Origin of the sequence: Clostridium arbusti SL206, from assembly GCF_000246895.1 — a bacterium.
Lineage (GTDB): Bacteria > Bacillota > Clostridia > Clostridiales > Clostridiaceae > Clostridium_I > Clostridium_I arbusti.
On record NZ_BAEV01000040.1, the window covers coordinates 1 to 14,877 of the forward strand.

Below are 14,877 nucleotides of genomic sequence, written 5' to 3' on the forward strand. Positions count from 1 at the left end.
TACGCTTTGTTAATTAGTGCTTTTTTATAATTAAATCTTATCATCTGCCATAGATTGTTCATGTTCACTAATCCACTCATAGGCATCTCTTTTTTCAGCGGTCAATAATAAAAATAGTGTTTCAATGACCATCATAGCAGGAATTTTAGTTCTTTAAGTCCACTAATTTTTAGAAATCACTCTAGTACCCTCTTCATCAGTAATTAATACTTTAGTAACTACCTTTGTAAACAAAGATGTATCAACAACTCCAGAAATATTCTTCAAATTATTTTCAAGTTCCCCAATATTTTTCACATCACTAAAGGCTGCATCAATCAGTAAATTTCCACCTTCAGTTATTGTTCCTCCATCCTTTGCATTACTGGTTCTAAGAGTAGGTAATCCACCTAATTCTTTAACTTTTCTTTCTACATATTTCAAAGAATCCGGTATAACTTCCAATACTACTGGATGCTTAAAAGTTAATATTTTTGAAAATTTAGCCTTGTCTACAAGTAGTATATAATCTTCAGACATACTTGCAATTAGTTTCTCCTTAGTGTGAATTCCACCACCACTTTTTAGTGCATTTAAATTTTCATCCACTTCATCGCAACCATCAAAGGCTACTGATACTTTATCCACAGAACAATTGTGAAGAACTTCTAAACCATTATCTATGCAAAGCATTTTCGTCTTAAAAGACGGAGTTACAACCTTAACCTTAAGATTTTTATCTTCCTTTATATATCCTATTAAGTGAGATATAGTACTACCCCCACCTAGACCTATTATACTATCAGTCTTTATATATTTTAGAGCTTCTTTAGCACATTCTTTTTTTAAATCATCACTATTCAACTGTTTTTCCCCCTTAAAATAATCATCTTATTAAATTTTATACTCTATAGTTTTATAATAATATAAGTTTATTTTTTCGTCAACACATTTTATATGAAATTAAATTTCTTTTCTCAAAATATATTTACAAGAAATAAAATTTAGTAATTTATATATTTTTTCATATAAAAAGCACTATGAAAAGCCATTGAAATTTACAATAACTTTTGATAGTGCTACTTTTCTAATTATATTTTGAAATTCAATCTTTATGTGTACTTATGAAAATTTTACATATTCCTAAACATATTCTTCTAATTTTAAAATTGAGTCTTCTATCATTTCATAGGTAATTTCATAAGGTACATGAACAATGTCTCCTGTTTGTGAAGCTTTAGTGATTACTTGTCCAATTTCTTCTTTTGTAACTTCTAAATCTGAAAGTTTTGTTGGTAATCCAACACTCTTACAAAACTTGTACACTTTAGCTAGTTCATCAAATTGTTTATCGCACAATAATAAAACCAATACACCATAGGAAACAACTTCTCCATGTAAGTGATTTTTTTCAATCTGCTTTAATAATGTCATACCATAATATATTGAATGAGCAAGACAACTATTGTAATCATTAATAACAAGATTGGAAACAAGACCTGTACTAATAATAATATCTAGGGTAACCTGTTCTAATTCATAACTGGCAATATCTGCTTCACAGTCCTCTAAAGCTTTTTTACCATTTTTCAACAAAGGTTCCGTACATATTTTACTAATTTGAACTCCTAGTGCATTAAAGTGTTCAAGTTCATCATTACGAGAAGAAAAAGTACATTCATACTGTTTGCTTAAGGCATCACCAATTCCTGCCCATAGAAATACCTTAGGTGCTTCTGCAATTATTTTAGTACATATAAAAGCGTGATTAGCTGGTTTATCTCTAAAATATAACTCTTTAAAAACACCCTTATTATCATACATAACACACACTGCAGTACAAGGTGCACAGTTAGAAGCAATCGTCGGAAAAGTAAATATGGGCTTATTCAAATGATGTGCAAGGACTTTACAAGTATCTATCGCACGTCCACCACCAACAGCAAATATCATATCAGCTTTATGTACTAAAGAATTTTCTTTTAACATTTCTACATTCTCAAAAGAAGAATCTCCACCATACCAAATAGAATCCAAAATTTCCAGTGAGCTGTCTGCCACAGCCGTTTTTATCTCTTCATTTGCTTTTTCCATAGCAGTTTTACCACCAATAACAATTACAGTTTTACCATAACTCGAACAGATTTCCTTTATTCTATCATAAACATCTGTTCCTATACTGTAACTTGGTAAAAAAACACTATAACTCATGTTAATCATCCCTTTATTAATTTTTAGTTAAATACTATTTTTTAATATTTTATTATTAATAAGACCGTTTGTAAAGAAATTAAACTTGTAATTTCTATTTTCTTCACATAATTATTATAACTAATTCATGTGTTTATCGCAATTCGATGGTAACATTTTTTATATACTAAAAAATCCACATCGAAATTATTTTCAATGTGGATTTATATTCATTGGTGGAGGCGAGGGGTGTCGAACCCCTGTCCGAAAATAGTAATACCTAAGCATCTCCGAGTGCAGTCTTTCTTTTGACATTCCCTCCATCAGACGCCGAAAGGCAGGCTTCTGACTTTAGTAGCTTCATAAATTCCGTTTCTAGGTCAAAGCTTTCCTAGACTCGTTTCCCCGCTGTCGGCGCCCATCCTTAAGTCGCGGGACTCAAAAGGCGGACGTAGCAGACTACGCTGCTAAAGCTAAATTATCGTTTTTAGCGTTTATATTTAATCCCGTAGTTTTTTAACGCGGGTCCACAGGATCCCTCGACTCGCTTCTTAGTTACAACGTATCCCCGTCGAAACCAAGTACGCCCCCTTGTCATGTTACTTTCATAAATATGAAAGTATTTATTGTAAAATACTAACCACTCAGTGGAACTAATATTTCACATTGTAACAAAGGTCATACGCAAAACAATAGCTTTCAAAACTATATTAAATTTTATTTGTTTATTAATTACTGTAACTACATACTACACCATATTAATAAGTTAATCAAGTGGTAATTTCAATAAAAAATTGCATATCTTTTCTATTGTCTCATTCTATCCTTCATTTGTCTGTCAATTTCTCTCTTGGCAGCTTTTTCTAGCATTACATCTCTCTTATCATAATCTTTTTTACCTCTACCTACAGAAAGCTGAACTTTAACTCTCCCATTTTTAAGATATAATGATAGGGGCACTAGGGTATATCCTTTTTGAGAAGTGTATGCATCAAGTTTTCTTATCTCGTCTTTGTGCAAAAGTAATTTTCTCTTTCTAAGAGAATCCCTATTAAATATGTTACCTTGTTCATAGGGACTTATATGTACGTTACACATAAAAACTTCACCATTGACTATCTCTGCATAGCTATCCTTAAGATTAGCTTTTCCAAGTCTTATAGACTTTACTTCTGTACCTACAAGTTCTACTCCACACTCCATTGATTCTTCTATAAAATAATCATGTCTAGCTTTTCTATTCTCAGCTAAAGACTTATTCGTTGAGTTCTTCTTTGCCATTAAAAACACCTACTTCTACTTCATTGTAATACATAATTATACTCTATTACTTTTAAAAAGTCAAATTGTGGATTTCACTCATAAAAAGGACTAATACCAAAATCAACTCTGTTTATAGCATTAATCCTTATATCTATGTTGTAATAAGTTATCTTCATTATAATATATATTTTATTTAATTGCATCTATTAGGCATATGAAAATAAATAGTAAGTCAAAGATGCGACGTATATTTTGAAGGCTACAATGTATAATTCTAATCCCACTTATATTATATAAATTTGCTCTAATTATTCTTCATCTTCACTTGTTTCAGGTTTATATATATCACCTATATCTTTCACTGCTCTTACAGGATGAATTTCTTCTATATTTTCTAAGTCTAAGTCATCATGATCTACCGTGCTTTCCTCTGACAAATCATTTTCTTTAAATTCATCATCATTTTCCTTAGCTATTTTAAAGTAAATTTCATGAGAAGCCAAATCAACTTTTTGTACTTTTATTCTAACTTCATCACCAAGTCTATATACTTTCTTAGTTCTTTCACCTATAAGGCAAAGATGCTTTTCATCATAGATGTAATAATCATCACTTAAATCACTTATATGAACGAGACCTTCAATAGTGTTTGGAAGTTCTACAAACATTCCGAAGCTAGTTACAGAAGATATAATACCATCGTATTCCTCCCCAATTTTATCTTTCATATACTCAGCTTTCTTAAGATCATCTACTTCTCTTTCTGCATCCTGGGCTACTCTTTCTCTCTCTGAAGATTGCACTGAAGCATAATCTACTATACCAATCAATTTTTTTGATCTTTCTCCATCTATATTTCCATGTAAAAATTCCTTTATTATTCTATGAATCATAAGATCAGGATACCTTCTTATTGGTGAAGTAAAATGACAATAATATTTAGCAGCAAGACCAAAATGGCCTACACATTCTGGTGAATATCTTGCTTGTTTTAAGGACCTAAGTAACAATGTACTTACCACCGTTTCTTCTTTTTTATCCTTAACTTCTTCAATGATTTTCTGTAATTCTTTTGGATGAACTTTGCTGCTTCCCCATTTAACTACATATCCAAGGTTATGAGCAAATTCATTAAAATGTTCTAATTTTTCCGTATCTGGATCTTCATGTATTCTATATACAAAAGGAAGATTGGTCCAGAACATGTGCTCTGCTATAGTTTCATTGCACACTAGCATAAACTCTTCTATAACTCTGTTTGCTATGGCTCTTTCATAGGGTTTTATATCAATTGGCTTTCCCTGTTCATTTAATATAATTTTACTTTCTTGAAAATCAAAATCTATAGCTCCTCTATTCATTCTTCTCTTGTGCAGAATATCACAGAGTTTTCCCATTGCTATAAAATCATCATACAAGTAATCATATCTTTTTATAACTTCTTTATCTTCATTCTTTAATATCTTAGTTACATCTGTATAGGTCATTCTCTCATTTGTCTTTATTATACTTTCAAATATGTCATGATTAATAACTTTACCATTATTATCTATTTCCATAAAACAACTAAGGGCTAATCTATCCACTTTAGGATTTAAACTGCATATGCCATTAGAAAGTTTTCTTGGAAGCATTGGTATAACCCTATCTATGAGATAAACAGAAGTTCCTCTTAAAAGAGCTTCCTTATCTAGCGGATTCTTTTCTCTAACATAATTTGAAACATCTGCAATATGGACGCCTAAATAGTAATTTCCATTATCTAATTTTTGTAGAGACACAGCATCATCAAGATCCTTAGCATCTTCTCCATCAATGGTAACCATCTTTATATCTCTTAAATCTTTTCTTTTCTTATACTCTTCTTCTGGTATAGTATCTGGTATATTTTCTGCAAATTTTAATACTTTATCAGGAAACTCTTCTGGAAGCTTATGTTTTTTTATAATCGTAAGTATATCTACTCCCTTGTCTTCTTTTCTACCCAATATTTCTATTATCTTACCTTCTGGATTTCTTCTCTTTTCTGGCCATTCTAATATTTCGGCAATAACCACATCTCCAGTTTTAGCTTTTCCCCTAACACTTTTGGGTATAAAAACATCTTGGTGTATTCTAACATCCTCTGGAACTACAAATCCAAAATTTTTACTGTCTTCGTATACTCCAATTATAGTTTTATTAGATCTTTCTAGTATTCTTATGATTTCACCTTCACACTTTTTACCACCGTTTTCTTCTCTAGTTATCTTGGCAACCACCTTGTCACCATTCATAGCCCCGTTCATAGAAGAACTAGCAATAAATATATCTGGTCTTTCTAAATCACATATGACAAAACCAAATCCCTTTGCATTTCCCTGAAGCTTTCCCACTACAAGTCCCATTTTTTCCGGAATACCATAGTGTTTTGTCCTATTTTTAACTATAAGACCTTCTTGCTCCATATCATTTAAAAGCTGTTTAAAAGTTTTAGCATCTGACTTTTTTATATCAAACATTCTAGAAAGTTCTAATATATTCATTGGCTTATATGCCTGCTCTCGCATAAATGCCACTATCTTTTCTCTTAAATTCATAAATTCATCTCCATTCAAAATAATATATACTTTAATTTTTAACTATTATAGGCAATAATATTCAACAATACTTTTTACTTATGATGTAAATATTAACTTTCATTCTATTTACAGTATAGCATGTGCATGCTTTAAGGCACATTCAAATAAATAACTAGTCAGGTCAACAGAACCCTCAGATAGCTCACTATCCTCAGGACCTGTTTCCTTGTAGACTTCAAAATATACGTCGCATCTTTGACTTACTATTTATTTTCATATGCCTAATAGACATGATTATAAGATTCACAGATTTTACTAGCGACCGTACATATATAAACATATATGATTATATAAATTTCTATATTATTATAGTTCTAAACTTCTAAGTATTATAAACTGTGAAATAAATTCATAATAAACAGAAGTCCACAACAAAAAAAGATATAATCCTAAGTACTAATAGAATTATACCTTAACTTACCTTATTTTTGTACAAATGTTGGTAGATTTTGTGCAATAACTACAAGTGCAAATATTATAGAAAAAACAATAGTTACTTTAGCTAACATAGACTCACGTGTCTTTGACTTATTTCTTGAAAAAAACGTATCTGTTGTTCCTGAAACAAAATTAGTAAATCCGTCCATTTTGCTAGGTTGCATTAATACAGAAGCTATAATAACAATAGCTGATATTATTTGAATAATAATTAAAAGATTGTACACTCCTAAAACCCTCCTAAGATAGTTTAATCTATTTTATGTAAGAACTCTTAAAGTTTAACCTTGAGTCTTTATGTCTATTTTAAATATTATAACCAATACTATTTATTTTAGCATATTCATTCATTTATTACAATATAAAAAATCTTATTTATTCGCTGAATTAGAACTAGTATTTTAAAATTTAAAACCACCTGATGAATAATTCACCAAGTGGTTTTATCATGCATTTGAATTTATAAATTAACAATAAATCTAAATTACTATTTCTTTAAGTTATAGAATGCTTTAAGACCTCTGTATTCTCCAATTTCTCCAAGCTCTTCTTCTATTCTTAAAAGTTGATTATATTTTGCAACTCTTTCTGATCTTGCTGGTGCACCTGTTTTAATTTGTCCTGCATTAACTGCAACAACTAAATCTGCTATAGTTGTATCTTCAGTTTCACCTGATCTATGGGAGACAACAGCAGTATATCCTGCCCTTTCAGCCATTTCTATAGTGTTCAATGTTTCAGTTAATGTTCCAATTTGGTTTAGTTTAATTAAAACTGAGTTTGCAACACCTTTTTCAATTCCAGTTGTCAATCTAGCAGTGTTAGTTACAAACAAATCATCTCCAACAAGTTGAATCTTGCTACCAAGTCTATCAGTGATTTGTTTCCAACCTTCCCAATCATCTTCAGCCATACCATCTTCTATGGAGATTATTGGATATTTGTTTACTAAGTTTTCATAGAAATCTACCATTTCTGATTCTGTTAAAACTTTTCCCTCACCTGCAAGGTTGTATTTTCCGTCTTCATAGAATTCTGATGAAGCTGGATCAAGAGCAATAAATGCATCTTTCCCTGGTTCATATCCTGCTGCTTTTATAGCTTCAACTATAATTTCAATAGCTTCTTCATTACTCTTTAGGTTTGGTGCGAAACCACCTTCATCACCTACAGCTGTGTCAAGGCCTTTAGCTTTTAGATTAGCTTTTAGTGCATGATACACTTCTGAACCCATTCTAAGTGCTTCACTAAAACTTTTAGCTCCTACTGGCATAACCATAAATTCTTGAAGATCTACATTATTATCTGCATGTTTACCACCATTTAATATGTTCATCATAGGAACAGGTAGAACTTTTGCATTTACTCCACCTATATATGAATATAAGCTTATTCCAAGATATGCTGCTGCTGCTCTTGCTACTGCCAAAGAAACACCAAGCGTTGCATTGGCACCAAGTTTTGCCTTGTTATCTGTGCCATCTATTTTAATTAAAGCACGATCAATTGCCACTTGATCGAAAACACTCATACCTATAAGTTCTGGAGCTATTGTGTTATTGACATTATCAACAGCTTTTAATACTCCTTTACCATTATATATATTTTTATCATCATCTCTAAGCTCTACTGCTTCGAATATTCCTGTAGAAGCACCTGATGGAACAGCGGCTCTTCCTGTAGTTCCATCATCTAAAGTAACCTCTACCTCCACTGTAGGCATAGCTCTTGAATCCAAAATTTGTCTAGCATAGACATCCACAATTTCAACTTCGTATCTCATATTAAATTCCTCCCATGAAAATTATTTATTAATAAACTACATTTAATCTAGAATAAATACTCTCTAAAATAAGTATAGTATTATTTAACCTATTACTAACCCCTAATTTATAATACAAATTATCTATATAATCTATTTTAAATAATGACACCTTACCCATAAAAATTCCATTAGCTATTATGCCCTATTTTTATTTTTTTATTAAACTTTTTCCTGTCATTTCAGCTGGTACTTCAAGTCCCATAACTTCAAGCATTGTAGGAGCTATATCTGCAAGTACTCCACCATCTCTCATTTCTTTTGAATTATTACTTACATATACAAATGGTACAGGATCAGTTGTATGTGCTGTCATTGGCTTTCCTGTGGAATAATCTAACATCTGTTCTGCATTACCATGATCCGCTGTTATAAATACAGTACCATCTTTCTCTAGTATCTTATCCACAACTTTTCCTAAACATACATCTACAGCTTCTATTGCTGCTTTAGCTGCTTCAAACACACCAGTATGTCCAACCATATCAGGATTAGCAAAGTTTAATATTATCATATCATATTGATCTGAATCCAATCTTTTTAATAATTCATCAGTAACTTCATAAGCGCTCATTTCAGGTTTAAGGTCATAAGTTGCAACCTTTGGAGAAGATATTAATGCTCTATCTTCATCTTTATTAGGTTCTTCAACTCCACCATTAAAGAAAAAAGTTACATGAGCATATTTTTCAGTTTCAGCAATTCTCAATTGCTTTTTACCAAGGCTGCTTACATATTCTCCTAAAGTATTATTAAGATGCTCAGGTTTATAAGCAACTTCAACACCTTTTAATGTTGAGTCATATTCTGTTAAAGTTACAAAAGTTAAGTTTAAAGTTTCTCTTTCAAAACCATCAAATTCTTTATCATTTATAGCTCTTGTTAGCTCTCTAGCCCTATCAGGTCTAAAGTTAAAGAATATTACTGAGTCATTATTTTGTATTGTAGTTAGTGGTTTACCATCTTCAACTATAACAGTTGGAAGAACAAATTCATCTGTCTTATTATCATGATAAGATTTTTCTACAGCTTCTGATGCACTATTTGCAGTTTCACCTTTTCCAAGTACTATTGCATTGTATGCAAGTTGTACTCTTTCCCATCTATTATCTCTATCCATTGCATAGTATCTTCCAGACACAGTAGCTAATTTACCAACACCAATTTCTTTCATGTAATCTTCAATCTCTGTTACATATCCCTTTGCTGAACCTGGTGCCACATCTCTACCGTCTAAGAAAGCATGTACAAATACTTTTTTAACACCTTTTTGTTTAGCAAGCTTTAATAGACCTTTTAAATGTTCAATGTGTGAATGAACTCCACCAGGTGATAACAATCCAATTAAATGTAAAGTTGAATCATTATTTATTGCATTATCTGTTGCTTTAATTAAAGCTTCATTTTTGAATAATTCACCATCACTAATTGCTTTAGTTATTCTAGTAAGTGATTGATACACTACTCTTCCTGCACCAATGTTTAAATGTCCAACTTCTGAATTTCCCATTTGTCCATCTGGTAGTCCAACACTTAACCCACTAGCCCCTAAAGTTGTACTATAATAATGTGTAAATACATTATCTATGTTTGGTTTTTTAGCTGCCTTTACTGCATTTCCATCTACTTTATCAGTTAGCCCCAATCCATCTAAAATCATTAACATAACAGGTTTTTTAGCCATTTCAATTCCTCCATCTGCTTATAATTAATATATATTAACATACGAATCAAGAAAATATAATTAACCTTACTGATTCTATATGCTACTTTCAACTTTATAAATTATACTTAAAATTATTTACTCTATAGTATACTAAAGTTATACTATAAATTGTTAATACTTTACCAAATAGACCTCTATTAATTATTATATTTAAAGCCGAAGTGTATAGAATTTATATTAAATTTTTCACTTCGGCTATTATTTATTACAAATAAATTTTCTTATTTAATTCAAAGAAATATTCTATTAATATACTACTCCGCTCCAACATAAACTACTCCGCTACGACACAATTTTATTATTTTTTTAAAGCTATGTTTAGAAATTAACGATAGCAGCAAAATCAGCAGCTTTTAGGCTAGCTCCACCAACTAATGCTCCATCTATTTCTGGTTTTTCCATTTGAGCTTTTATTGTTCCAGGTTTAACTGATCCACCGTACTGAATTCTTACTTTATCAGCAACTTCCTGTCCGAAAACTCCAGCAACAGTTTTTCTTATAGCTCCTATTGTTTCATTAGCTTGTTCATCTGTAGCAGTTTTACCAGTTCCTATAGCCCAAATTGGTTCATAAGCTATTACAACTTTAGCTGCTTCATCAGCATTTAGACCAGCTAAATCTAACTTTATTTGTTTTCCTGTAACTTCATTAGTTACATTTGCTTCTCTTTCTTCAAGAGTTTCTCCGCAGCAAAGTATTGGAACTATTCCATGTGCAAATGCAGCTTTTACTTTTTTATTTAATGCTTCATCTGTTTCATTGAAATATTGTCTTCTTTCACTGTGTCCAAGTATTACATATTGTACCCCTAATTCTTGAAGTGCTTTTAGAGATATTTCTCCAGTAAAAGCTCCATTTTCTTCAAAATGAGCATTTTGTGCAGCTACTTTAACGTTTGTTCCTTTGACAGCTTTTACAACTGCTTCTAAAGCAATAGAAGTAGGTGCTACAACAACTTCTGCCTTTGCATCTTTAACAAGTGGTTTCAATTCTTCAACCAATTTTAAAGATTCACTAATTGTATTGTTTAATTTCCAGTTTCCAGCTATTATTGGTGTTCTACTCATTATAATTCACGCTCCGATTCTATATTATAAAATTAATATCTTATATTAATTTTTTGTTTTACACTCATTTGATTCTTCATGTATATTATACCATTTTCAGAAAATTTGTAAACATTACTAATAAATAATTATTATCACCTAGTGGCAAAATTTATAAATCCACAAGAATAGAAAAATATGTACAGTGTTTTTCTATTCTTATACCCTAAATTATTTATCATTAAGTGCAGCAATTCCAGGAAGTTCTTTTCCTTCTAAGAATTCAAGTGAAGCACCACCACCAGTTGAAATATGAGTCATTTTGTCTCCAAATCCTAATTGGTTAACAGCAGCAGCACTATCTCCACCACCTATAACGGTTGTAGCATCAGCTTCAGCCATAGCTTTAGCAACAGCTATTGTTCCTTTAGCAAAGTTTTCAAATTCAAATACTCCCATTGGTCCGTTCCAGATAACTGTTTTAGCTTCTTTAACAGCTGCAGCATATTCTCCAGCAGTTTTAGGTCCAATATCAAGACCCATATATCCTTCTGGGATATTAGCATCTTCAGTAGTTACAGGTTTAGTATCCGCACTAAATTCTGCTCCAACTACATTATCAATAGGAAGTAATAATTTTACGCCCTTAGCTTTAGCTTTTTCAATCATTTCTTTTGCATATTCAACTTTATCTTCTTCTACAAGAGATTTACCAATTGTATATCCTTGACCTTTTAAGAATGTATAAGCCATTCCTCCACCAATGATTAATGTATCAACTTTTTCAAGAAGATTATTTATAACATTGATTTTATCTGAAACTTTAGCTCCACCAAGAATAGCTACAAATGGTCTTACTGGATTTTCTACTGCTTCTCCTAAGAATTTTAATTCTTTTTGGATTAAGTATCCACATGCAGCAGTTTTAACGAATTGAGTTACACCAACTGTTGAGCAGTGAGCTCTATGAGCTGTACCAAAAGCATCATTTACATATACATCAGCAAGTGAAGCTAATTCTTTTGAGAAGTTTTCTTCATTCTTTCCTTCTTCTTTTCTGTATCTTGTATTTTGAAGAAGAACAACTTCTCCTTCTTTTAAGTTTTCAACAGCCTTTTTAGCATTTTCTCCTACAACAGTATCATCTGCTGCAAAAACAACTTCTTTTCCAAGTAATTCTGAAAGTCTTTTTGCAACTGGTGCAAGAGTTAACTTTGGATCTGGTCCTTTAGCTTTTCCAAGATGTGAGCAAAGAATAACCTTTCCGCCTTTTTCTATTAAATATTTTATAGTTGGAAGTGCACCATTAAGTCTATTTTCATCAGTTATAACTCCATCTTTTAATGGAACGTTAAAATCGCATCTTACTAATACTCTTTTACCTTTAACATCGATGTCTTCAATTGTCTTTTTATTATATGACATTTTATTTCACCTCATAAAAATTATTTTTTAAAAATACTATATCTATATGAATTAAGATCTTTATTTACCTATTTAGGTTAAAAAGGCCTAGCCTCATAGCCTTAACTACAAAACCAGACCTTATTAATTACTATGTTTACACTCTACAATATAAATTATTAACTTTTAAAACTATTTTGCAATTTTAGCAAAATATTCTAAAGTTCTTATTAACTGTGAAGTATATGACATTTCATTATCATACCAAGAAACAGTTTTAACTAATTGTGATCCATTAACATCTACAATTTTAGTTAAAGTTGCATCAAATAATGAACCATAAGCTATTCCAACAACATCTGCAGAAACTATTTCATCTTCAGTATATCCGAAAGATTCATTTGCAGCTTCTTTCATAGCAGCATTGATTTCTTCAACTGTAGTATTCTTTTTAAGAACTGAAACTAATTCAGTTATTGAACCAGTTGGAACTGGAACTCTTTGAGCATTTCCGTCTAATTTACCTTTTAATTCTGGAATAACTTGTGCAATAGCTTTAGCAGCACCAGTTGAATTAGGAATTATGCTAACAGCAGCAGCTCTAGCTCTTCTGAAATCACCTTTTTTGTGTGGGCCATCTAATGTATTTTGGTCATTAGTGTATGCATGGATTGTAGTCATAAATCCTTTTTCAATTCCAAATTTATCGTTTAATACTTTAGCCATTGGAGCTAAGCAGTTAGTTGTACATGATGCACCTGATATAACTGTTTCAGTTCCATCAAGATCATCATTGTTAACATTGAATACTACTGTCTTTAAGTCGTTTCCAGCAGGAGCTGAAATAACAACTTTTTTAGCGCCAGCTCTTACGTGAGCTTCAGCTTTTTCTTTCTTTGTGAAGAAACCAGTACATTCAAGAACAACATCTATTCCTAGTTCTCCCCATGGTAATTTTTCAGGATCTGCTTCAGCGAAAACTTTAACTTCTTTACCGTTAACAACGAAAGCTCCTTCTTTAACTTCAATTTCACCATTGAATCTACCTTGTGATGAATCATATTTAAATAAGTGTGCTAACATTTTTGCATCAGTTAAGTCGTTGATTGCAACAACCTCTAAACCAGGTACTTCAAGAATTCTTCTTAAAGCTAATCTTCCTATTCTTCCAAAACCGTTAATAGCTACTTTTGTCATTATTAACTACCTCCAAAATAAAATATTCTAAAATTATATGTAAATCTATAATTATTAGCAATTTATATATTAACAGAACATATTATTTGACAATTGTTATAAATAAATACCTTATTTATAATTTAACAAATAATTGTTCAGTAAATATCATTAATTATTCTTAACATTTCCATAGCAGTACTTTCATCAGTAATAAGTATATTTTTTTTATTATTAAGCTGAGTAGATACTATGGCATCAGCTTTTGACTTTCCTCCTGCTACAGCTATGAGATTTTCAAGATTTCTAATATCTTCAATTTTTAAGCCTATTGATGGTGTTGAGTGTACCACTTCGCCTTTTTTGTTAAAATAATAACCAAAAGCTTCTCCAACAGACCCTTTTTTTAATATGATATTAATTTCTTCTTCACTCAAACCTCGTCTTGCACTCATTTCATCAGCTCGACCTATTCCATAAATAACAACATCAGCTTTATGCAATATATCTATAACATTCTTAATGCTTTTTTCGTTAAGAATTGTGCTGAATGCTAAATCACTTAAATTTTCTGGAACATTTAAAAGTCTGTAATTTGCCCCCAATTTATTTGCTAGGCTTGCAGCAAGCGTATTTGCTTCTGTTTCTACCTTTCTCTCCATAGCCCCTCTTGCTGGAACAACTATGGTATTTTTAAAATATGGGATACGAGGTAAATTATCAATTACTTCTTTCACCGTAGCCCCACCAGTAACAGCTACTACTGTATTATCTTTAATAATTCCCCTTACATACTGTGCCGCAGTTCTTCCAAGCTCATTCATCACTGTATGATCTTCTTCTACATCTCCTGGCACAATTATAACTTTTTTAATTCTTAAGATTTGTCTTAGAGATTCTTCTATTTCACTTAGCCCTCTAAACTCATGTATAAAATCTTTAAGCTTATCAATTACTTCTTCACCTTCAACTGTAACAGACATTCCTGGAGTACTTATATTGATTAAATTTTGTTTCTTTAAAAAATTAATCTCTGTTCTAACTACTCTCTCTCCCATTTCTAAATGGTTCGCCAAAATTCTCCGTCCTACTGGCTGATTGTAATAAATTGCTCTAAGTATATTATATCTCTTTTCAAGCAAATCCATAAGCTCTGGAACAATTTTTTGCTGCAACTTTAAAATTTCCTGCAATTAAACCACTCCCCTGGC

Annotated in this window: 11 protein-coding genes and 1 other RNA gene; all 12 read right to left on the bottom strand. The window is 31.3% G+C overall.

Going from position 1 to position 14,877, the window contains the following annotated elements; genetic code table 11:
• Positions 1 to 162: 162 nt before the first annotated feature.
• The 12 genes from rpiA to RH99_RS09030 all read right to left on the bottom strand — a co-directional run bounded on the left by rpiA (position 163) and on the right by RH99_RS09030 (position 14,859).
• Positions 163 to 843: a ribose 5-phosphate isomerase A gene (gene rpiA / locus RH99_RS08980; RefSeq protein ID WP_010236794.1), complete on the bottom strand. Its 681-nt coding sequence runs from the start codon at positions 841 to 843 to the stop codon at positions 163 to 165.
• Between the two features lie 279 nt (positions 844 to 1,122).
• Positions 1,123 to 2,190 (bottom strand): iron-containing alcohol dehydrogenase family protein, encoded by a 1,068-nt coding sequence (locus tag RH99_RS08985; protein WP_010236796.1) that lies wholly within the window; start codon positions 2,188 to 2,190, stop codon positions 1,123 to 1,125.
• A gap of 213 nt (positions 2,191 to 2,403) precedes the next feature.
• Positions 2,404 to 2,760, bottom strand: a transfer-messenger RNA (tmRNA) gene (gene ssrA, locus RH99_RS18590).
• A 216-nt stretch (positions 2,761 to 2,976) separates the two neighbouring features.
• Complete coding sequence (gene smpB, locus RH99_RS08990) at positions 2,977 to 3,450, bottom strand: SsrA-binding protein SmpB (RefSeq protein WP_010236797.1); 474 nt, start codon at positions 3,448 to 3,450, stop codon at positions 2,977 to 2,979.
• 290 nt (positions 3,451 to 3,740) lie between these two features.
• A complete protein-coding gene (gene rnr / locus RH99_RS08995; RefSeq protein WP_010236799.1) occupies positions 3,741 to 6,011 on the bottom strand; it encodes a ribonuclease R in 2,271 nt (756 codons plus the stop codon).
• Positions 6,012 to 6,475: 464 nt separating this feature from the next.
• Positions 6,476 to 6,718, bottom strand: a complete 243-nt coding sequence (secG, locus tag RH99_RS09000; RefSeq protein WP_010236800.1) for a preprotein translocase subunit SecG — start codon at positions 6,716 to 6,718, stop codon at positions 6,476 to 6,478.
• Between the two features lie 260 nt (positions 6,719 to 6,978).
• Positions 6,979 to 8,274, bottom strand: coding sequence for a phosphopyruvate hydratase (gene eno, locus RH99_RS09005; RefSeq protein WP_010236802.1), 1,296 nt, complete (start codon positions 8,272 to 8,274; stop codon positions 6,979 to 6,981).
• Between the two features lie 190 nt (positions 8,275 to 8,464).
• Positions 8,465 to 9,997 carry a 2,3-bisphosphoglycerate-independent phosphoglycerate mutase gene (gpmI, locus tag RH99_RS09010; protein WP_010236805.1) on the bottom strand — a complete coding sequence of 511 codons (1,533 nt, stop codon included), beginning with the start codon at positions 9,995 to 9,997 and terminating at the stop codon, positions 8,465 to 8,467.
• A gap of 360 nt (positions 9,998 to 10,357) precedes the next feature.
• Positions 10,358 to 11,107, bottom strand: coding sequence for a triose-phosphate isomerase (tpiA, locus tag RH99_RS09015; protein WP_010236807.1), 750 nt, complete (start codon positions 11,105 to 11,107; stop codon positions 10,358 to 10,360).
• Between the two features lie 210 nt (positions 11,108 to 11,317).
• Positions 11,318 to 12,511 carry a phosphoglycerate kinase gene (locus tag RH99_RS09020; RefSeq protein ID WP_010236809.1) on the bottom strand — a complete coding sequence of 398 codons (1,194 nt, stop codon included), beginning with the start codon at positions 12,509 to 12,511 and terminating at the stop codon, positions 11,318 to 11,320.
• 171 nt (positions 12,512 to 12,682) lie between these two features.
• The gene (gene gap, locus RH99_RS09025) at positions 12,683 to 13,687 is read right to left on the bottom strand and encodes a type I glyceraldehyde-3-phosphate dehydrogenase (RefSeq protein WP_010236811.1); all 1,005 of its coding nucleotides are present in this window, start codon (positions 13,685 to 13,687) and stop codon (positions 12,683 to 12,685) included.
• A 137-nt stretch (positions 13,688 to 13,824) separates the two neighbouring features.
• A complete protein-coding gene (locus RH99_RS09030; protein WP_010236813.1) occupies positions 13,825 to 14,859 on the bottom strand; it encodes a sugar-binding transcriptional regulator in 1,035 nt (344 codons plus the stop codon).
• Positions 14,860 to 14,877: the final 18 nt, after the last annotated feature.

Bases quoted from the DNA above. Each gene is read 5' to 3' on its own strand.
- rnr (WP_010236799.1), bottom strand. From the start codon at position 6,011: ATGAATTTAAGAGAAAAGATAGTGGCATTTATGCGAGAGCAGGCATAT.
- tpiA (WP_010236807.1), bottom strand. From the start codon at position 11,107: ATGAGTAGAACACCAATAATAGCTGGAAACTGGAAATTAAACAATACA.
- RH99_RS08985 (WP_010236796.1), bottom strand. From the start codon at position 2,190: ATGAGTTATAGTGTTTTTTTACCAAGTTACAGTATAGGAACAGATGTT.
- RH99_RS09020 (WP_010236809.1), bottom strand. From the start codon at position 12,511: ATGTCATATAATAAAAAGACAATTGAAGACATCGATGTTAAAGGTAAA.
- gpmI (WP_010236805.1), bottom strand. From the start codon at position 9,997: ATGGCTAAAAAACCTGTTATGTTAATGATTTTAGATGGATTGGGGCTA.
- smpB (WP_010236797.1), bottom strand. From the start codon at position 3,450: ATGGCAAAGAAGAACTCAACGAATAAGTCTTTAGCTGAGAATAGAAAA.
- gap (WP_010236811.1), bottom strand. From the start codon at position 13,687: ATGACAAAAGTAGCTATTAACGGTTTTGGAAGAATAGGAAGATTAGCT.
- eno (WP_010236802.1), bottom strand. From the start codon at position 8,274: ATGAGATACGAAGTTGAAATTGTGGATGTCTATGCTAGACAAATTTTG.